At 67.3% G+C, this 19,859-nt stretch carries 13 protein-coding genes; 2 read left to right on the top strand and 11 right to left on the bottom strand.

The features are described 5' to 3' along the window. Position 1: 1 nt before the first annotated feature. Entirely contained in the window at positions 2–6,004 is a 6,003-nt protein-coding gene (locus tag AB0K07_RS12610) for a DUF4011 domain-containing protein (RefSeq protein WP_363754023.1), read from the bottom strand. Positions 6,005–6,123: 119 nt separating this feature from the next. Between AB0K07_RS12610 and AB0K07_RS12605 the strand changes: the two genes are divergently transcribed. Continuing rightward, positions 6,124–6,612: a hypothetical protein gene (locus AB0K07_RS12605; protein WP_363754020.1), complete on the top strand. Its 489-nt coding sequence runs from the start codon at positions 6,124–6,126 to the stop codon at positions 6,610–6,612. 110 nt (positions 6,613–6,722) lie between these two features. Here the strand turns inward: AB0K07_RS12605 and AB0K07_RS12600 are convergent, their stop codons facing one another. The 4 genes from AB0K07_RS12600 to AB0K07_RS12585 form a co-directional block, all read right to left on the bottom strand. Continuing rightward, positions 6,723–7,448 (bottom strand): CBS domain-containing protein, encoded by a 726-nt coding sequence (locus tag AB0K07_RS12600; protein WP_363754017.1) that lies wholly within the window; start codon positions 7,446–7,448, stop codon positions 6,723–6,725. Between the two features lie 81 nt (positions 7,449–7,529). Beyond that, positions 7,530–8,432, bottom strand: a complete 903-nt coding sequence (locus AB0K07_RS12595) for a phospholipase D-like domain-containing protein (protein WP_363754336.1) — start codon at positions 8,430–8,432, stop codon at positions 7,530–7,532. Between the two features lie 84 nt (positions 8,433–8,516). Further along, positions 8,517–8,768 (bottom strand): hypothetical protein, encoded by a 252-nt coding sequence (locus tag AB0K07_RS12590; RefSeq protein WP_282303959.1) that lies wholly within the window; start codon positions 8,766–8,768, stop codon positions 8,517–8,519. Next, on the bottom strand, positions 8,765–9,064 hold the full coding sequence (locus AB0K07_RS12585; protein WP_363754014.1) for a DivIVA domain-containing protein: 300 nt from the start codon (positions 9,062–9,064) through the stop codon (positions 8,765–8,767). Before AB0K07_RS12585 ends, AB0K07_RS12590 begins: the two co-directional genes overlap by 4 nt. A 244-nt stretch (positions 9,065–9,308) precedes the next feature. Between AB0K07_RS12585 and AB0K07_RS12580 the strand changes: the two genes are divergently transcribed. After that, on the top strand, positions 9,309–9,761 hold the full coding sequence (locus AB0K07_RS12580) for a GntR family transcriptional regulator (protein ID WP_363754011.1): 453 nt from the start codon (positions 9,309–9,311) through the stop codon (positions 9,759–9,761). 74 nt (positions 9,762–9,835) lie between these two features. Here AB0K07_RS12580 and AB0K07_RS12575 read toward each other — a convergent pair whose 3' ends face one another. The 6 genes from AB0K07_RS12575 to AB0K07_RS12550 form a co-directional block, all read right to left on the bottom strand. Beyond that, positions 9,836–10,459: a DUF6308 family protein gene (locus tag AB0K07_RS12575; RefSeq protein ID WP_363754009.1), complete on the bottom strand. Its 624-nt coding sequence runs from the start codon at positions 10,457–10,459 to the stop codon at positions 9,836–9,838. Positions 10,460–10,578: 119 nt separating this feature from the next. After that, complete coding sequence (locus AB0K07_RS12570; RefSeq protein ID WP_363754007.1) at positions 10,579–11,739, bottom strand: hypothetical protein; 1,161 nt, start codon at positions 11,737–11,739, stop codon at positions 10,579–10,581. Between the two features lie 231 nt (positions 11,740–11,970). After that, complete coding sequence (locus tag AB0K07_RS12565; RefSeq protein ID WP_363754005.1) at positions 11,971–15,141, bottom strand: type I restriction endonuclease subunit R; 3,171 nt, start codon at positions 15,139–15,141, stop codon at positions 11,971–11,973. 57 nt (positions 15,142–15,198) lie between these two features. Continuing rightward, the gene (locus AB0K07_RS12560; protein ID WP_363754333.1) at positions 15,199–16,308 is read right to left on the bottom strand and encodes a restriction endonuclease subunit S; all 1,110 of its coding nucleotides are present in this window, start codon (positions 16,306–16,308) and stop codon (positions 15,199–15,201) included. Positions 16,309–16,369: 61 nt separating this feature from the next. Next, positions 16,370–17,992: a class I SAM-dependent DNA methyltransferase gene (locus AB0K07_RS12555; RefSeq protein ID WP_363754002.1), complete on the bottom strand. Its 1,623-nt coding sequence runs from the start codon at positions 17,990–17,992 to the stop codon at positions 16,370–16,372. A 12-nt stretch (positions 17,993–18,004) separates the two neighbouring features. Continuing rightward, on the bottom strand, positions 18,005–19,855 hold the full coding sequence (locus tag AB0K07_RS12550) for a hypothetical protein (protein WP_363754000.1): 1,851 nt from the start codon (positions 19,853–19,855) through the stop codon (positions 18,005–18,007). Positions 19,856–19,859: the final 4 nt, after the last annotated feature.

Genomic DNA, 19,859 nt, shown 5'->3' with positions numbered 1-19,859 from the left:
GTCAGCCGAGGGTCAGGCGTCCCTCCTGGTCGAAGCGAAGGCGACCGCTGGTCACGGCGACGTGCAGCCCGTACCGGAGCAGCTTGTCGATCTTGTCGGTGCGCCGACGGTAGCCGAGCCGCTCCAGGCCGGCGCGCAGCAGCCGCTCCTCGTCCATACTCGTTACTTCCTGCAGCACGTGCACGAAGGCGTTGGCCACCTCCTCGGGCGGCACCTCCTCGAACGCCCGATCGTTGCTCGCCTGGGTGACCCGGTACGCGCGGTACATCTGCGGGTCAGCCCCATCGGGCCAGGCGTACCGGCCCAGGGTCGGGTGCGTGTACAGGCGGCGGGAGTCGACCAGCGCGAGCACGGCGGTACGCCGGTCCTCCCTGGTCCGGAGGAAACCGAACCGCGCGAGGGCGAGGCGGGCGAGCCGGTGCTGCTCGACGGGCCCCTCCGCCTCGATGATCTCGCGGAGCGCGGTCCGCATCAGATTGCGCACCCGCTGGTCGGTGGCGAGCAGGTCGAGGTCGGCCTGGTCGCCGAGCAAGGTCGGCAGGTATGGAACGAACGGCCTGACCGCGACGGTGCCCCTCTCTGTCGCTGGCGTGGCCGTCACCTCCGGCGGGGCGGACGCAGCGACGAGCCCGGTGACGAGTGCTGGCGACGCGCCGAGGAGGGGCTCATCGTCCGCGGCGAGGCGCGATGGAGGCAGCTCGGCGGCCAGCATCGGCCGCGTCGGCGACAGTTCGTCGTCTGTCGCGGAGCGCGGCTGCGGCAGGTCGGCGTCCCCGTGCGGCGCTGCGGCCTGAGCCTGCCCGGGCTCCGGTTCGGCGGCTGCGGGGGCTTCGGCTCGGGTGACCGCTTCGTCGACCTCGTCGAGCAGCGCCGACCGGTCGTGGATCCACGCCGGCAGCCAGAACCGCACGACCTCCGGCCAGCCCATGATCGACCCGAGGAGCGTTGGCGCCGAGTCCCGGTCGGCCACCGTCGGGCGAGCACTCCAGTCCGGGCCGTCCAGCATGACGGCCACCTGCCACCGAGGCGAGCCCAGCTTGCGTACGGCGATGTCCACGGTGAAGTCGGAGAGGCCGTGTGAGGTCCGGATTTCGTGGCCGCGTTCGCGCAGCGCAGCGGCCACCTCGTCGCGGATCCGGCTGCGTCGCTCGGCTCGGTCGGTGGCCAGGTCGCCCAGGCGGTCCGCGCCGGCGGCGGCCATTTCGCAGTACGCCCGCAGGTGCTGCGTGCCCAGTGCGGAGGTGCGGGACAGGTCGATGTCCGACGGGTCGAAGGAGGAGTACAGGACGACCTGGCGGCGGGCGCGAGTGATGGCCACGTTGAGCCGCCGCTCGCCGCCGGCCTGGCTGAGCGGGCCGAAGTTCAGCGGAAGCTGGCCGGTCTCCGGGTTGGTGGAGAAGGCCAGGGAGAACAGGACGACGTCCCGCTCGTCGCCCTGCACGTTCTCCAGGTTCTTGACGAAGATCGGCTCCGGGACCGCTCCGGAGAGGTGCTCGCGGATGATCGGATCGCTGCTCTCCTCCAGAAGGTTGAGGATGAGGTCCCGCTGCTGGATGTTGAAGGTGACCACGCCGATGGACTGGGTGGCGTTCGCCGGGTCGTGCAGCCTGCGGGTGATATCCGCGAGGATCGCGCGCGCCTCGACCTCGTTGGTGCGGGAGCCGCCCCGGTCGTACTGGCCGTCGACTCGCCGCCAGCTGACGCCGGCAGAGCTGGTGGCACCGGGCGACGGGAGGCTGGAGAGCTTGTTGTCGTAGTAGTAGCGGTTGGAGAAAGCGATGAGTGACTCGTCGTGGCTGCGGTAGTGCCAGGAAAGCCATCGTTGCGGCAGTCCCGACTCGACGGCCTCGCTGAGAATGCTCTCCAGGTCCTCCGGCACCGGGCCGTTGCCCTCGTCGGCCTCGTCGGCCGTGTGGCTGGCCTGCATGATGCTGCTCGGCGGCATCTGCCGGGAGTCGCCGACCACCACGACGGCGCTGCCGCGACCCATCGCGCCGATCGCCTCGGCCACGCGGATCTGCGACGCCTCGTCGAAGATCACCAGGTCGAAGCGCTGGCTCCCCGGTGCCAGGAAGTTCGCCGCCGACGCGGGACTGACCAGCACGCACGGGGTCAGCGCCAGCACGGCGTCTGGGTACTGCCCGAACAACTCCCGGAAGGACCTGCCGCCCCGCTTGCGGCGAAGCTCAGCGGCGAAGTCCGCGAAGCGGCCGCGCCGGTCGGTCGGGCTGAAGGGGCGACGACGGACAAGCACCGACGGCAGCTGCGTCGGTAGCGCGGACCGCAGCTCGCCGGCGGCCGCCTCGAACTGCCTGATCTCGTCATCGTGCAGCTCCGGGTCGAAGTACTGCAGGCCGCCCGCGCGTACCCGCTCGGCGAGGGACGCCGCCGCGACTCCCCGCCGGTAGACCTCCTCGGCGAGCTGCGCGGGCACCTCGGCGCGGAGCAGTTGGTCCCGGTACTCGGTGAGGCCGGCCGAGGCAAGCACGTCGGCGTGGGTCAGGACGGTCGCCCACCGGCGCAGCGGGAACAGCTCCTCGGCCTGCAGCTCGATCAGCCACGCCGCGCCGTCCCGCTGCCAGGCGTCGACCCAGTGTGCACCGGCGGCCCACAGTGTCAGCTCCGGCCCGGACGAGCGCAGCACCCCGCGCCAGGCCCGCCACCGCGAGGCGACCCGGTCGAGAAGAGCCGCACCGACGTCGGTGAACCCGCTGTGGAACAGCTCCCAGGCCTGCGGGTGCCGGGCCAGGAGGGTCCGGCCGACCCGGGTCGCCTCGATCGCTTCGGTCAGCCGCTCGTGCGCGTTGGGATCCGTGGGCTGCCACTGCGACAGCCGCAGCCCGCCCACTGCGACCACATGCTGGTAGAGGGACGCCGCCTGCGCCTGGGCGGCCACCAGCCGACCGGTGGCCACCTCCACCCGCTCCACGTCGAGCGTCGCACCGGCAACCAGGTGCACCGCCAGCCGATCCACGATGGCCTGGCGACGCTTACGTTTGCCGAGCAGCTTCTTCGCCGCCTCCTGGGCCTCGCCGTGCCAGGCGGTCAGCTCCGGGCGGGCGAACACGTCCGGCCGGAAGGTGGCCAGCTCACCGGCGAAGCCCTGCCGGAAGGCCGCCAGGTCCGCCTGGAGCCGGGCCACCGCCTCGTCCCACCGTCGGTCGCTGGCGTGCAGGGTGGTCTGCCGGTCCGGCAGCAGTCCGCGTACGGCGAGCCAGGCGCCCGCCTGCAGCTCGCTCACGGTCTCCGGGGCGGGCAGCGTCCGCAGCAGCCCGACCAGGTGCGGGTGAGCGGCGAGGTCGGCGCGGAGGCGTTCGAGCTCGGCGGCGATCTCGGTTACGGCGGCGCCGTGCAGCCCGTCGAGGGTGCGGCAGCCGCTGAGCGCCCAGGGGTGCGCGGCCCGGATCCGCGCCGAGCGCGCGGCAGCCGGGAACTCCCGCAGGGTCGTCTCGACCTGCGCGCGTGCCTCGGCGGGCGCGTGCAGGTAGCTCACCGGAATGGGGGCGACGGGGCCTTCCCCGTACGCCAGGACCTGCTCGTAGGCCGACCAGAGCGACATCCCGACAGGGTTGGCGGTGTGGACCTGGGCCGGGTACTCCGTCAGCGGGGCGAGCCGCGTCCGGTAGGCCGTCTCGACTGCCGTCCAGGTGCCGTCGCCGCCCTGGTCGTACTGGTCGAGCGCGTCACGCAGCTGCTGGCGGATCGCGTTGAGGGACTGCTTGCGCCCGTGCAGGTCCAGGGCGAACGGGCCGAGGCCGATCTGCTTGAGGCGGCGCTTCACCACCTCCAGCGCGGCCTGCTTCTCGGCGACAAACAGCACCGACCGGCCCGCGCTGACCGCCCGGGCGATCATGTTGGTGATCGTCTGGGACTTACCGGTGCCCGGCGGGCCCTCCAGGACGAACGAGTGGCCCCGCTCGGCCCGCACGATGGCCTGCATCTGCGACCCGTCGGCAGGGATGGGCAGGTGCAGGTCCGCCTCGTCGACCATGACCTCGGCGTCGTCGGGACGAGCCGGATCGTCGAACGTGGCGCCGGAGGACTCGACCAGGTGCCGGACGACCGGGTTCTCCATGAACCGGGGCCAGTGGTCGGTGAGGTCCCGCCACATCTGGAAGGTGGAGAACTGCAGCAGTCGAAGGCTGGCGGTCTCGTCGATGCGGTAGTTGAGCCGATTGTCGAGCAACCCCGTGTTGATCGCGGCCAGGGTCTTGGCGATGTCGATGCCGTGCTCGTCGAGGACCGGCTGTTCCAGCTCCGGAATCCGGACGCTGTGCTTGACGCGCAGCCACTCGATCAGGCAGTAGTTCGGGCTGGCGACCTCGGTGCCGTCGATGACCATCGCGTACGGGCGGCGGCCGGTGCCACCCTCGACGCGCACCGGGAGGAGGAACAGCGGCGCGTACGCCTCTCCCCCGGTCGCCTTCGTGTGCACGAGGGTGCCGATGGTCAGGTAGAGGTAGTTGCTGCCGGTCTCCTGCTCCATCGTGCGCGCCTCGCGCTGCAGCGCCCGCATCGCCGTCTTGTAGCGGGCGTCGGTGACCGCCCCGTAGACCCGCCGGTCGGTGCGCAGCTCCCGGGTCAGGATCTCGGCGTCGAGGTCCTGCGCCCGACGCGCCCCGGCCAGCTCGTGGACGTGGCTGATGTCGTCCTGTGGGATGACCTGCACCTGACGGCCGTCGTGGATGAGGTCGTCGAGCAGGGCCAGCGCACCCGCCGGTACGTGCAGGTCCAGGCCGCGGCCACGCTTGGGCAGGTTGAGCAGCGGGTTGCGCAGGCTCAGGTCGAGCAGCGACTTCTTCCACTGCTGGACGCGCGCCGGCGACCCGTCGGACTGCTGCGGCACCTCGTCACCCTCGTCGACGAGCTGGCGCAGCTTCGCCGCGGCGACGCCGGGCGGAAGGTCGAGGGACGCTCCTGCGTCGGCGGTCGCTTCCGTGACCAGCGGCCTGGTGACCAGTTCGTCGGCCGACGGCAGCGGGCGGATCCCCGAGCGATGGGCCAGGTGGACGTCGACGACGCCCTGCACGCGCTCGCCGTCGCCGCGGAAGTGGCCGAGCCCGACCCGTACCGCCTCGGTGAAGGTCGCCGACTGTGCGCCCGGCCCGATGCGGGTCAGCTCGACCGGCACCGCCCGGCCGGAGTCCACCATCGAGATCAGCAGGTTGGTCTCGGTCACCGCGGCCGAACCCAGCCGCTCCTCCTCCAGCAGGAAGCCACCGAAGGCGTGCCCTTCGCTGATGAAGATGAGCGGGTGCAGCCCCGCCGCCTCCAGACACGCGGCGTACGTGACGGACAGGTCGAGGCAGTTGCCGAGCCGCCCGTCTAGAACCGCCGCGGTCGTGCGAACCTTCTGGCCGGTGTTCTCGAAGGACGCCGGCAGGGTCTGGTAGGTGATCTCGAGTTGGCGCAGCGCCTCGTACACGGCACCGGCGATCAGCGCCGCTCGCTCGGAACCCTCCTGGTAGCCCTGCAGGGAGCCGGAGCCGGTCCGCGCGAGCAGGAGCTGGGCGGCAGCCCGCAGGACCGCCTCCACCGCCCGGGTGTTCGGCTGCACGAAGGCCGCCAGGCTGTCGTAGAGGGCGGGGCTGTTGAACCACTCGTTGTGCGCCAGCACCCTTGACGGGGCGACCAGCCGCAGTGCGTCCTCCTGCGCTTGCACCCGGAGGGTGTAGTCGACCGGGAACGCCTCGTCGGTGCGGTACAGCAGCACGCGATCGGGCGTGAAGTCCCGGAAGTCGTCCCAGCTTGTGCTGGCCCCGGGCCGCAACGGCGCAGCGAGGGTACGCGTCCACGGCTCGGTCAGCGCGCCGTCCGGGCCTCGCAGTTCCAGCGTCAGCGTCACGTCGGTCAGCGGCACCGCCCCACGGTTGACGAGCGTGAGGTGACGCACCAACGGCACCCGGTTGTGCACCAGGGCGGCGTTGATCGCCGGCTGCACGAGCAGCCCGACTGCGAGCTGGTCGTCGTCGGCGGTGAACTGCGCGAAGACGCTGTCGGACATGGGCGTTTCTCCAGGTGGGGAGACCAGGGAGGGCTAGCCTAGCGGTCACCCGACCGGTGGAGAGGGTCCCGGCCGTAAGACGATCTTGGTTGTCGTATGCCTGAGGCAGGATGTGCGCCATGACATCGCACCACCAGCACCTGGTCTACGGCCACGCCGCCAATCACGACTGCCTCGCCTTCATCGACGCCCCTACCGCCGCTGGGGAGGCCGCGGAAATCAGGGCACTCGCCACCGCGCGGACCTGGGGCGAGGCGCGACAGGTCCAGATGACCCACCTGTCGCACCCCGCCGGTCCCGACTGCTACGAGCCGGAGGACGGGTACGGCGACGACGAGCCCTTCGACATCACTGAGGTGGGCGCGGTCGTGGAAGGGTACTGGCCCCCGATGGTCACGACGCGCGCGCTCGAGGTCCTGCCGCAGGACCTGCGGGACCGGTACGCCAAACTCGTACTCACGGTTCACAACGGTGAGTACCTCGATATTCCTGTCGACTGTGAGGCCGAGCTGGTTGCGGAGCTTCGTGAACGCGGCTACGAGGTGGCCCGCGACGACGAGCTGATCAACCTGCTCGACGGCGTCAACCTGGGCTCGCTGGCCAGCTGACCGACTCCTCGACCCAGCGGCGGCGTCGCCGGCTCGGGATTCACCTCCGAGTCCGAGACGCCGCCGTTTGGTCCGGCGCAGGCTGCCGCCGCCATCCCTCCTGGTGCAGCTCAGCTGAAGGCGAGCGCCTTACTCAGGACCGGTAGGTCGAACGGAACCACCAGCCGCAACGGCTTGTCGGTCCGCATCCCGTTCTGAGTGATGATGAGCGCCGTGTTCTGTTGCCCGGCAAGCCGGCTTTGGCTGAGCCGGTCGATCGCCTCCACCACGGTGATCGCCCTGGATACCAGAGCGGCGCCCTCTCCTGGCTCGGCAAACCCCAGCACCTGCCGGACAGGCTCTTCCTCGGCAATTCCCGTGTTCCTGACCAGCTGATCGGCGAGCCACCGTGCGATGGCGTTGGTGGTCAGCACGCCCACGTAGCCGTCGTCGTACACCGGCAACTGTGAGTACCCGAAGGCACGGATGTGGTCCAGCGCGGTGCTGATCGGGTCGTCCGGACGCACCGCGCAGACATTGCCGGATTTGAGGACGGTCAGCGCCAACGGCGGTTCGATGATCTGCTGTCGGAGATGCTCGATCTCCTGCACGACGGTCTCGACCGGGTCGGCGATCGGCCGGCCGCCGTAGTAGGTGCCGTGGCTGATCGCGTTCCGCAGCGAGGCAAACGCAACGAGGGCATTCTTCTGCTGGTGCGACAGAGGCCTCCGCTGCCCATAGTCCCGGATCAGTTGGGCGAACCCGACCGCCACGTCGGCCCGCAGAGTAGAGCGAAAGTGCTTTTCAATGTCATTGAAGGCGGCGAGAAATCGCGCGCCTGCCGTCGTGATCGTCACCGGCGGAGCCTGCCACACCGCAGGCCAACACCGGGACGGCCGGCGGGAGCTGTTCACCGGCTCACATGCCGACGGCGCTCATCATGACCGGGCCGGGAGCTTCGGCAGCTTGAACAACTCACGAAGTGCTTCACGTTGCGATGAATCCATCCGCGCCCAGTCCCCCTCGCGCAGCTTCGCTGGGCTGCTGTCGAGGGCGGCCGCCACCTCGCCCAGTGTTCGACGGACGCAATCCCGGTCGGTGCGGTAGAAGCCCATGGCCGCTCCCCCGCGCCGACGGCGATCGAGAAACCTGACCAGCTGGACGCTGCGCGGGCGGATGAGCAACACCATGTCAGGCTGCACAAGCGAACTCGCGTCCGTCGCGGACTCGCTGATGGCGATCGTGCCGTACCTGCCCCTGCCCCCAGCCACCTTGTGCATCCGGTAGCCCGCCTGCGCCAGCGCGATCTCCTCGTCAGTCCAGTCGGCGCTTACCTCGGGGCCAGTCCAGACGTCGTACGGCTCGTTTGGTTCGAACGGCGGATCTGGGTTCCACAGCACCGGACCACCAGCGGTACGGACGGGTACCGTCGCCGCCCAATCGAGCCAAGCTTCGTCGATCTCGATTGCATTGGCAGCCATCTCGTCGATGAACTCTCGAGCACTGACGACGACTGCAGCATCGGTGCTCTGGATCGCGGCCTCGACCGTACGGTCGGTGTGGGCACGCAGCGACAGGTTGGCCGAACCCACGAAGGCCGTCCGACCGATGACGAAGACCTTCGCGTGCAGGGTCTCATGGGCATAGAGCAGGACGCCCTGTTCATACCAGCTCCGCAGCAGCCGAGCGGAGGTAGCGCCGCTGGCGATTGCGTTCCTGCTGCCGTTGACGACGATCAGGTCGCCTGCTTTCACCGGCAGCAGGTCGGTTGCCCCGTCACCCGCGTAGGCGACGGCAGCCCTGACCTTCCTGCCCTCGGCCTTCTCACAGATCGTGTGCATCACCTGGCTCGCTATGAATCGCACACCGCATCTTGGCCCGTCAATTCGGCCGTGTCCACGGTGGTTCGCCGCCGCATCGCTCCCTCATCGGCGCAAGCGACGGGAGCAGTCGCCGTCGTGGCCATCGCGAAGCAGACACCGTCGGCCGCCAGGCAGCCGTAGATCGCAGAAGACCCGATGCCGGAGGAACTGCTGGTCCTCCTCGGAGACGGTGGTCTCCCCCGGGTCCACCATCGGCAGCACCAGCATCCACCGGCCGATGACCCGGGCCAGGCGTTGCGCGGCAGGCAGATCGGTGGCAACGACGGGCAGGTGGATGACGTACCGCTGACTCATCGGGTGTTGTCCCGCTCGTTGCGGGCGCGGGCCTGGTCGGTCTGCCAGCGGCGCAGCGCGTTTTTGATCCGGACAGTCTCGAGGCGGCTCTCGGCGAGAGTGGCGTAGACGGCTGCCATGTCGATGGCAACCCGGTCGAGGAAGGCGTACACGTCGTCGGGATTCAGGCCGCGGCGTCCGAGCCCCGTAGGCGGGAACCGACGCTCGCCCACCTGCCAGGGCAGCAGACCGGTGTAGGTCGAGGAGCGATACGTCGCCCCGCTCTCCCGTGCCGGTCGTTGGTTGCGGACGCTCATCTGCTCAACCTGCCTCTCTCGTAGTGGAAGGGGTGGGCCCCCGCTCACACCGCTCGCGCGGGCCCACCCCGCCCCACCGCCGCAGCTTCGATCAGGGGCACGGCGCCAGGGCTGCTCTACGGCGTCACTCGACCGGGCTATAGATCCAGCTCCCACCCTGCTACGTCGCCGCCCACGTAAATATACGGACAGGGGCACAGGGGCACAACCAGTGCGGCCCACGGGGGGACAAGGCTTACCAGGTATGACCGTCGATCCGCGCTCGCATACACCCGTCTATGTGCAGGTCGCCGACATATTGCGGCGGCGGATCGAATCCGGTGAGCTGGCGCCCGGGGTATCGCTGCCGAGCGAAGCCCGGCTGACCCAGGAGTACGGCATCGGCCGTGAGGCCGTCCGGATGGCGATGTCGATCCTGCGGTCCGAGGGGCTGGTCAGCACCGTTCGCGGTCACGGAACGAGCGTGCGAAGCTCGCCCGAGCGGCAACGGGTAGAACTGCCGGCCGGCGCGTCAGTCGTCGCTCGAATGCCGACCGGCCGAGAACGGAACGAGCTGCACCTGGACGAGGGCGTCCCGGTGCTGGAGATCCGCCACGGCAAGGGCGAGGTAGAGGTCAAGCCCGGCGACCAGGTCGAGCTGATGCGCCCAACCGAGCAGGTCAGTCAGGTCGAACAGGTCGACGAGCGCCGAAAATAGCCGACCCGGGCCCGAGGTGGTCTCGGCTGCTGCGCGGTGGAACGTTGTCCATCGGGCTCGGAGTCTCCTGCCCGCTATTCATCCAGGCCACGGCACCGATATCCGGTGTGGTCGTCGCGGTGCCGCATCCAAAACACCACGTCGAGCACTCGCAACGGGGTGATCTCCGGCGGTAACTCCGCCTCCGCCCGCAGCCGAGTGAGGCGGTCCACGAGAACACCTCCGTCCTCGCGGAGGCGCTCATGCAGACAACTCCAGAACCCGCCGCCGGTGCGATAGGCGCAGCGCACGACCTCGTCATACACGGGCACGAGGCAGGGTCGCTTTCGTGCAAGCAGTTTCCCTGCAGTTACCCAGCCAACGCCGCCGTTGTTCTTCAGCAAATGCCAGGCTTGGTCGGCGGGACCACCATCCGTGATGTACTGCAGGGCCTCATCGTCGGCAAGGGAGACGTCCGTCGGGATGCGCCGCAATTCCGTCGCGATCTCTCGCCCGAGAGCACCTTCGAGCAGGTCAAGGGCGACGCGCGCAGGCACGTGCACGCTGAGCAGCTCGACCGCGATCAAGTCCTCGGGGGTGATCGTGTCTCTAACAGCGGGGTGGTCACCGCCGCCTCCAAGCTGCTCAAACCGGCCTCCGGTGAAGGCTGGCAAGCCATTCGGCAGGCCAACGCCAAAGTATCGCCGTAGGTCTGCCACGGACCGCGGATATGCCAGAACGCGGAGCAGTAGTGCAAGATTCAGGCCTCGGCAGCTCATCATCAGCCTCTCGCTGGTCTATGGCGTCTACGCAGGTGCCGTCCGGGGCGCAGCAGGTGTCAAGCGGACAGATCCGCCAGGGTCCGGCGGCGGATTTCCTTGAGGGACACCACTTCCCCGGTGCGTGCGTCCTCGGTGTGCCAGAAGTCCAGGCCATCGGTCGCCTTCGTGGTGGCCGAGACACTCGGACCATGCACGATGATCTTCACCGCCTCCCCTGCCCCTGACGGCGAGTTGTAGACCTGTCCGCGATACCGGATGGTGCCGTCGGCCAAGAGTTCGGCCTGGTGCTGCTTCCCGAAGTAGCTGGCAACAAGCGTGCAGCCCGGCCGCAGCCGGCCTACGTCGATCATGTCGGGAAGATGAAGCTTGCGCTCTTCTGGGCTGACCCGCGGCTTACCGGGTCGGCGCTTGCCAGCGCTGGAACTCAACCTTGATTGGACCTCCGAGGCCGGGGTGACGCGCGGAGTTACGATGCTGCTCTCTTGCCTCTGAGCTATCAGCGGCGCGAGGGCCGCTGGAGCTGGTCGGGAGGCCAGCGGCGTGGCCGCCGCGGGGAAGTCGAAGGTCGCGCGCGCTCGTATGAGACTGGAGCGAATGTCCTCCCGGGTGAGCTTGGACAGCCGACGGTCGAGCAGCGCCACAAGGTCGACGGCAGGCTCCCCGCCGGCGAACAGCTCGACGAGCTCGGCGTGTACCTGTCGGTCGACGAAGAAGCCCTTCCACAGCTCCTCGATCCGGTTGTCCCGCATGTTGTCCTTACTGAGCAGGCTCAACAGCTCGACTACCGCCTCTACGTCGTCCTCAAGTCGGACTGCGCGGAAGAGCTTCTGTTCAACCGGCACGGGCGCGTGGGCGTTGTAGACCCGCCACTCCGAGCCGTCCGTGAGCGCCACCCACTCGACGCCAGCGACGGCGGCATAGGCGATCGTCTGGTTTGCCCACCGCGGATCGTCAAGGTTCTCGCCAAGCCCTTTCGCCTCGATGAACAGTCGTGGCGTGCGTAGGAGTAGGAGGGCGTAGTCGACCGGGTTGTCGGTGCCACGACGTCGGTACTCACGGTGCACCTCATCGGGGTCGAACAAGTCCCATCCCAAGGCGCCGATGACGGGCTCGATCAAGCCTGCCTTGGTGTTCTGCTCACCGATCCGCTGCGCACGCCGCCGGTGGCGCTCCAACAGGTCAGCGCACTGCTTGACCGCGTCATGTAGTTCAATCACCCGTTCAACCTGCTCACCAACGCCTCACTTCAGCTGACCGTCAGCCAGGTCGTCGTGCCGGCGAGGGCGGGACCGCGCCAGCCCGCCGGGCAGGAACCTCTCCGCCACTGGCACAAGACGAGAAGACCACAACGCGTGGTCCAATTTGAAGATCCGTTCAAGCACCGTTTGTGGACAATAAGCTGAGGCCCCTCAGCCGTGCGCCGCCGGATGCGTTCAGACCTCGCGGCGCTACGCTTGGTCTTCCACGTAGGTGCGGGTCTGCTTGAGCACCAGATCGACAGCCTCCATACGGGCGTCGGGCGGGTAGCCGTACCGGGCCAGCAGTCGCTTGACCTTGCTGCGGACCAGAGCCTGGGCCTGCTCCCGGATCCACCAGTCGACCGGCAGGTCCTGAAGCTCCTTGACGAGGTCCCTGGCGATCTGCCCCAGCACCCCATCGCCAAGCATCTCCTTCGCCGACTCGTTCTGCGCGACCGCCGTGTAGAAGGCGTACTCGTCCTCCGTCAGGCCCATCTCGGCAGCCTTGCCGCGGTCGGCCGAGACCTCCTTGGCCAGCGCGACCAACTCCGCGATGATCTCGGCAGCTGTCAGCCCGCCCGAGGTGTAGCGCTGCATCGTCTTGAGCAGTTTCGCGGTGAACCCTTCCTGGGCGACAACATTGTGGGGGTGAGCCGACCGCACCTCACGCTCGATCGCTCGCCGCAGCGCTTCGATGGCCAGGTTGGGGCGCTGGCTCTCGCGCAGTCGACGCATGAAGTCTTCGTCCAGGTGCGACAAGTCGGGGCGCTGGATGCCAGCCGCCTCATAAATGTCGACTACCTCATCCACCGCTATCGCGCTCGCCGTAAGCTGCCGAATCGCCAACTCCACGTCCGCCGCCGTCGCGAGCCCCCGCTCCGCCCGCTCCTCAGCCCTCAACTTGGCCAGATACAGACGTACGGCCTCGAAGAACTCCAGGTCCGTCCGCAGTAGCCGAAGCTTGTCCTCACGCGGGCAATTGCTGTAGACGCGAGCGATCTTGCGGGCGGTGTCGGCGAAGCGCTCGGCAAGGGTGGGCTTGCCCTCCTCCAAATCTGGTTCAGGGCTGCGAAGGTAATCCACAACGTCGAGCGCGGCATGGTAGAAGGCACGCGGTCTGCCCGAGTCGCGCTTGGCCTTCCAGTTGATGCCGTGAAGCTGGCTACCGATCACGCCGTGCAGCTCAACCACCATGTCGACCGCCGCGCTGATGTCCTTCCCGATCGGCTTCTCGTCGATGTCGGTCCGGGTGTACTCGGCGAGCGCCTTGGTGAGGTCGTCGGCGATGCCAAGGAAGTCCACCACCAGACCGCTGGGCTTTTCACCCCACCGGCGGTTCACACGGGCGAGGGCCTGCATCAACGCCGCCCCGCGCATCGGCTTGTCGAGGTACATCGTGTGCAGCGGCGGCGCGTCGAACCCGGTCAGCCAGAGCGACTGGACGATCACCAGCTCCAGCGGGTCGTCAGGATCCGTGGCCCGACGCTGGATCTTCTTGATCGCGCCGGTCGACCGGACGTGGGTGGCAATCGGCTCCTGGTCCTTGGCGCTGCCGGTGAAAACCGCCTTGATCAGGCCTTCGTCGTCGTCTTCGTGGTGCCACTCCGAGCGGCTCGCGGTGATCTCCTTGTAAAGGTCAGCTGCGACCTTTCGGGAGTAACAGACGATCATGCCCTTGCCGGGCTTGCCGGTCAGCTTGACCATCTCGGTCCGACGCCGTTCCCAGTGCTCCACGATGTCCACAGCGAGCTTCCGTACCCGCTCGGCGTGGCCCACGACGTCCTCATACTGCGCGAACGCCCGCCGGACGCGCTTGATCTCCTCCTCGTCGAGGTCGACGGTCAGGTCCTCGGCCTCCTCGTCCAACTCCACCGGGTTCACGCCCTCGGGGAGGTGCACCGGAATGTGTCGGTTCTCGTAGTAGACCCTGACCGTGGCGCCGTCACGGACCGCACGGGTCAGGTCGTACACGTCGATGTAGTCGCCGAAGACAGCGCGGGTGTTCGCCTCGGCTCTGGAGATCGGCGTGCCGGTGAAGGCGATGAACGCCGCGTTGGGAAGCGCGTCGTGCAGATTCTTGGCGTAGCCGTCGAGAAAGTCGTAGTGGCTGCGGTGCGCCTCGTCCACGACCACGAGCACGTTGCGCCGCTTGGACAGCAGGGGGAAGTCGATGTTCGCTTCCTTGTCCGCCTTGGAGCGGTTGAACTTCTGGAGCGTAGTAAAGATAATCCCGCCGGATGGCCGATCCAGCAGGCGCATCAACTGCTCCTTCGTGTCCACCTGCACGGGTGTCTCAGGCAGCAGGTCACTGGCGGCGAAGGTGAGGAAGAGTTGGCTGTCCAGGTCGATCCGGTCAGTGAGCACCACGATCGTCGGGTTACGCAGAGCCGGCTCTTTCATCACCTTCGCGGTGTAGTACGCCATCTCCATGCTCTTGCCCGAGCCCTGCGTGTGCCACACGACGCCGATCTTGCCGTCGCCGCCCACCGCGGTGATCGTCTTGTCGACCGCCGTGTTGACCGCGAACATCTGGTGGGCCTTCGCCAAGCGCACGGTGTCGATCGCGCCACCCCGCTCTCGCGAGAAGGCGGTGAAGTTGACCAGCAGGTCCAAGAAGAGCTTGGGGTCGAACGCCCCGCCGATCAGTGTCTCCAGTGCACGGCCGTCGCTGACGTCAACGGGCTCACCGCGCTCGTCGATGTCCCATGGCGCCATGTGCTCCCAAGAGGTGAACAGCGTCCCGATGCGTGCGGTGATGCCGTCGCTGGCGACGGCGAAGACCGGCACCGCGAGGGCGGTCGCACCGAACTCACGTCGATAGGTCATGAGTTGGTCGTACGCCTCGCGGGTCCCGTCGGTCGCGCCGGCCTTCTTGAGCTCGAACACCGCCAGCGGCAGACCGTTTGCGTAGGCCACTACATCCAGCCGGCGTTTATGGCGGGCATCCTTGATTGTCACCTGGTTGGCCGCGATCAGATCATTGCCGTACGGGTCGAGAAAGTCGATCACCCAGGCCGTGTCGGTACGGTTCTCCCCCGACGCCGGATCGACGTAGCCAACCTTAACCCCGCGCGTGAGCAACGTGTGCAGGCGGTGCCGCTCTGTGAACGCGTCGGCCGACGTCCGCTTCTCGAACTCGGCCACCACCTCGTCCACGGCGTCCGGCGGCAACTGCGGATTGATCCGCGCGACTGCCTCGCAAAGACGGCCGTGGAGGATCAGGTCGCCCCAAGACTTCCGCGCGCCATCACCCTTGCGGGACGGCGCCAGTTCGGCGCCGGTCATGGGCTGCCACCACTCGCCAAGCTGATCCTTGACATGTTGCTCCCACTCGGCCTCGGACTCGTCGTGCGGGAAGGCCGGACCGTCCGACAGGCTCATAGCTTCTCCCTATTGGGCGAGGATCGTGGAGTAGTTGCGGAACGTGCAAAGGCACTGTCACACCGCGTCGGAAACCAACCGCTCCGCGTCCTTGATCCTGAGCTCTCCAGAGATCAACTTCGGCAGCAGCGCACCTCGAAGCTGGGCGAGAGTGTTGCCCTCTTCACGAGCCTGCTCGGCCCGCTCTACCAGCGAAGCAACCTGCTGCCTCGTCACTATATCAATCGCCCGAATATCGACTACATTGGACCCGAGGACCTCGTCCGGACGCACACGTTGATGGCTCTTCGACGTTCCCGTTACACGCGCAGCGAGACGGGAGAGGAATTCACCCTGGCGAGCAACGGCCCAGAGCTCCGCAGTAGTGATGGTCGGATTTGGCGCAAGCACAAGAAACTCGGTTGACGCGAATGCCGGCACACCGACCTTTGGCTCAACTCGCCAAACTCTCGGAATATCGGGGTTGAGCTTCGACAGCAGGACACTTGGTTCGTCCACCAGGAATTTCGTACTCAAGATCTTTTCCGGAGAACAGACGTCCGGCACTTGGCCGCTGTCGAAGGCCGGAAGGCTGTGATGTGCCACCGAAGGGACGTTGAGGGTGGACGGCATCAGTTGGACTTTGCTCAGCCTGCACAACGACGAGAGGCTGGTTCGAGACGACCACCGCTCTTCAGAGAAGAGAGAAAGCGCCAACGCGCAACTCGTATCGGCGATCCGCTCGTTGACCGCAATCTTGTCATCCAAGGCAGAAAGAGCGTCGGCTATCGCATGTTGCTCTTGCTTAGCGGGAAGAGTTATGACGAGGTTGCGTGCAGACCCAATATTAAAGTGCTGCTGAACAGCACCCACGGTGTGAGCCACGACAAACGATGCGGCAGTTGCGTTGATCGAATAGCAGAGAAATCTTGCGTCAATCTCAGCGCCCGGGCGGACAATGATCAGATCTGAGCAGTTGACTGGCCCCAGTCCATCAGGGATAAGTGCGGCCGCGCCTGGAATCCCTGTGCGCACAATCACGATATCTCCAGGATTCAGTTGCGATTTCCGGAGACGTTCATGAAATTCTGCGGGAATCCATCTGCAATTAGCGAGGTCAAGCCGTCCCGGCCGGACGTTCTGAGAACGAAGGAATAGAACTCCTTGACTCACATACTCAGATGCCATGGAGCCGACATGCCCCACTGTTATCTGATTACAGACCTCGTGAAGCCTTGCACTCCGCCACTCAGACATGGATCCTCCCCAGCTGTTCACGGACGACAGCCTCGAGACGAGCCGATTCGTCGAATTGCGCGTACAGCTCCTTCTTCAGCCGCTCGATCTGTTCGGCGATCGGTTCGTCGTTGGAGGTATCGACCTCGGCCGCCCCGACGTAGCGGCCCGGCGTGAGGATGAAGTCGTGTTCACGTATTTCGTCCAGCGTGGCTGACCTGCAGACGCCGGGCAGGTCTTTGTACTCGATCGTCTTGTCGGTGCCGCGCCAGGCGTGGTAGATGCTAGCGATGCGGCGAATGTCGTCGTCGGTGAGTTCGCGCTCGGTGCGATTCACCATCATGCCCATGTTGCGGGCGTCGATGAAGAGCAGCTGGTTGGTGCGGTTGGTGAGCCGCTTCGATCCGTGTGGGCTCTTGTCTCGGGATAGGAACCACAGACAGGCCGGAATCTGGGTGGAGCGGAAGAGCTGACCGGGCAGCGCGACCATGCACGCGACGAGGTCGCCTTCCACCATGGCGCGGCGGATGTCGCCCTCGCCGGACTGCTTGCTAGACATGGAGCCGTTGGCGAGGACGATGCCGGCGCGCCCCTTCGGGGAGAGCTTGTGGGCCATGTGCTGGAGCCACGCGTAGTTGGCGTTGCCGACCGGCGGGATGCCGTACTCCCAGCGGGGGTCCATGACGAGCCGGTCGCCGCCCCAGTCGGAGATGTTGAACGGTGGGTTGGCCATGACGACGTCAGCGCGCAAATCGGGATGCTGGTCTTCGTGGAAGCTGTCGGCCCACCTCGTGCTGAGGTTGGCCTCGATGCCGTGGATGGCGAGGTTCATCTTCGCCAGCCGCCAGGTGTTCTGATTCAGCTCCTGGCCGAAGACCGAGATGTCGAACGCTCTGCCGCCGTGGGTCTCGATGAACTTCTCGGCCTGGACGAACATGCCGCCGGAGCCGCACGCCGGGTCGTAGACCCGTTCGCCCGGTTGCGGTTCGAGGATCTCGACAATGAGCTTGACGATGCTCTTCGGGGTGAAGTATTCGCCGCCGCGTCGGCCCTCGGCCAGCGCGAACTTCTCCAGACAGTATTCGTAGACCTCGCCGAGGACATCGCGAGCGCTGCGGCGCTTGCCGTCGGCGTCGAACTGGTCGCGAAAGCGGAGTTTGTGGATGAGGTCGACGAGCTCGCCGAGACGGCGCTCGTCGACGCCGCGCCCGTTGTAGAGGCCCTGCGGTAGCGCGCCCTTGAGGTCGGGGTTGGCGTCGCCGACGGCCTTCATCGCGCCGTCGAGGAGTTGGCCGATGCTGGTCTGGCCAGCGGCGGCCTTGGCGCGGTGCGCGAGGGACTCCCAGCGGGCGGCCTGCGGCACCCAGAAGACGCCGCGGCCGGCGTACTCGTCCTGGTCTTCCAGCAGTGCGGGTCGATTTGCCTCGGGGATGCCCTCTGCCTCCAGTTCATCTTCGATCTGCGCCCGCCGCTCATCGAACGAGTCCGAGATGTACTTGAGGAAGATGAGGCCCAGCACGAAGTGCTTGTACTCGGCGGCGTCCATGCTGCCGCGCAGCTTGTCGGCCGACTTCCAGAGAGTGTCTTTCAGGTCGGCCGATTGCGGCTCTACCGGCTTGCGCGCGCGTGGGGGCACTATCTCGTCTCCTCAGATATTCGTGTTCGACGTGTTGGGCTTGAAGCGCAGGTTCAGCGCCCCGTCTGCGACGCCGGCGGCGATCCGCTGTCGGACCAGATCCAACGAGGCAGCCTGGTTGCGGGCGCGCTCTGCCAGGGCGTTGAGCATCATGGACACCTGTTCGAGGTGCTCGTATTCGACGGCGGCCAGCACGGGGATCTCCAGCTGGTGCAGGGTGACGCTGCGCACGCGTGGACCGGTGCGTGCCGCGTTGCGCGCCGCGCCGAGCAGGGCCGCTAGCGCGTACGGCCCGATCCATGCCTGCTGGGGCTCGTCGCGGTACAGCGACGAGTGTTTGACGTAGCCGGGGATACGCAAGCCCTGTACGGGGGTGAGCAGGACACTGCCGCCGATAGCGTCGACCATGACGCGAAGCTGGTCGCCGGCCATGACGACCACATCGCCCGGTTCGGTGATCGCGGCTGCGGCGTACTGCCCAAGTGTCAGAACGTCGATGCGACGCTCGCCGACGGGCACCTCTCCGAGCAGCTCTTCGCGACCCAGAGCTCGTTGTCCGCTGCGACCCAGATCAGCATCGGGTATGCGATGGCCCGGCAGACGGATGAGCTGCCGGCCGCGTAGCAGCTCGCCGACCGTGCGGTAGGCGATGCCCTGCGCGCGGGTGGTCACCCCGATCCGTCCCAGCGTGGTGATCGCGTCATCCGCGCCCATTTTGAAGGTTGCCGCCGCGGACTCACGTGCCCGCACCGCCTCCACCACGTGGTCCTCAGGTGCCGCCTTGGGTGCCAACAGATGTGACGGCAGGAGCGACCGCCTGCCCATTAGCTCGGACACGGGAATCGTCGTGCATGGCTCAGCGTCGCGCGACTCCCGCGACCCGCACACGAGCCGCGTTGTCTGTTCGATCCATGACGCGCCGTACCGGGACCGGACCTGGTCGGCGTCGCAGACAACGACGTCCCGCGTCGCGTCGCCGTCGTCGGGCGCCAGCACCAGCAGCACAAGGTCCGTGCCGCCGATGAAGCGGTGAATGTGGCGGGGTAGTTGGATGATCGCGCGGACGCAACCCCGACGCACGAGTTGCTCGCGTACCCACGTCACCGGAAGCCGGCGCGACGTCCCCGTGCGCGTCAGCGTCCATTCCGGCACAACGGCGAACCCAATGCCCTCGTCGCTGAGGCACTCCACCACTCGGGAGGCCCAGGACAGCGGGTGTTCCTCATGGTGTTCCTGCTCGCCGGGCTGGAATGGCGGGTCAACAAAGACAAGGTCCGAGCCCGAGAGACGGCCCGTGTCCTGTCCGTCGGTGAGGACCGTGACCATCTGCTGGCCGTGGCAGAAGGACCTCAGACGCAGCCACCTTGCCGCTACCGGGTCTGCCTCGGCGCACCGGATCTCGCGTGGGCGGCCAGCGGCCATCATGGCGGTGAGCATCTTCCCTGGGCCGGCCGCGAGATCAGCTACGGCAAGCTCGGTGAGATCTCCCAGCATCTCGTCCGCCAAGCGCAGGATCAGGTCGCAGATCTCGGCGGGCGTCTCAACCGGGCCACCGGACCAGCCACGACGACCAGCTGCGGCGAGCACCTCCTCGGCCGCGGCCGCCGCACCAAGCTCTGACACCAGACGCTCGACATCATCAAGCATCGACAACGCACTTTGGCCTCGAGCGCCGACATGGGTGAGCAGGCCGACGAGATCGGGGTGCTCCGCCTCGACGCTGACGCACAGCTCCGAGAGAGTGACGAGGTCGGCGGGCAGTGGGCGTTGATGGGCTACTCGCAGCGCGATCAACTCAAGCGCGACGTCGGCAAAGGTGTCGGGATCGAGCTGCGTCTCATCGAGACTGCCACCACGATCCATGCTT

Origin of the sequence: Micromonospora sp. NPDC049301 (assembly GCF_040678715.1) — a bacterium.
Lineage (GTDB): Bacteria > Actinomycetota > Actinomycetes > Mycobacteriales > Micromonosporaceae > Micromonospora.
The sequence above is the reverse complement of the archived record's forward strand: the minus strand, read 5'-3'. Positions and strand labels throughout refer to the sequence as shown.

Coding starts and splice junctions, on each gene's coding strand:
- AB0K07_RS12580 (WP_363754011.1), top strand. CDS start 9,309: ATGACCGTCGATCCGCGCTCGCATACACCCGTCTATGTGCAGGTCGCC.
- AB0K07_RS12560 (WP_363754333.1), bottom strand. CDS start 16,308: ATGGCATCTGAGTATGTGAGTCAAGGAGTTCTATTCCTTCGTTCTCAG.
- AB0K07_RS12550 (WP_363754000.1), bottom strand. CDS start 19,855: ATGGATCGTGGTGGCAGTCTCGATGAGACGCAGCTCGATCCCGACACC.
- AB0K07_RS12565 (WP_363754005.1), bottom strand. CDS start 15,141: ATGAGCCTGTCGGACGGTCCGGCCTTCCCGCACGACGAGTCCGAGGCC.
- AB0K07_RS12610 (WP_363754023.1), bottom strand. CDS start 6,004: ATGTCCGACAGCGTCTTCGCGCAGTTCACCGCCGACGACGACCAGCTC.
- AB0K07_RS12585 (WP_363754014.1), bottom strand. CDS start 9,064: ATGAGCGTCCGCAACCAACGACCGGCACGGGAGAGCGGGGCGACGTAT.
- AB0K07_RS12595 (WP_363754336.1), bottom strand. CDS start 8,432: ATGCACACGATCTGTGAGAAGGCCGAGGGCAGGAAGGTCAGGGCTGCC.
- AB0K07_RS12590 (WP_282303959.1), bottom strand. CDS start 8,768: ATGAGTCAGCGGTACGTCATCCACCTGCCCGTCGTTGCCACCGATCTG.
- AB0K07_RS12605 (WP_363754020.1), top strand. CDS start 6,124: ATGACATCGCACCACCAGCACCTGGTCTACGGCCACGCCGCCAATCAC.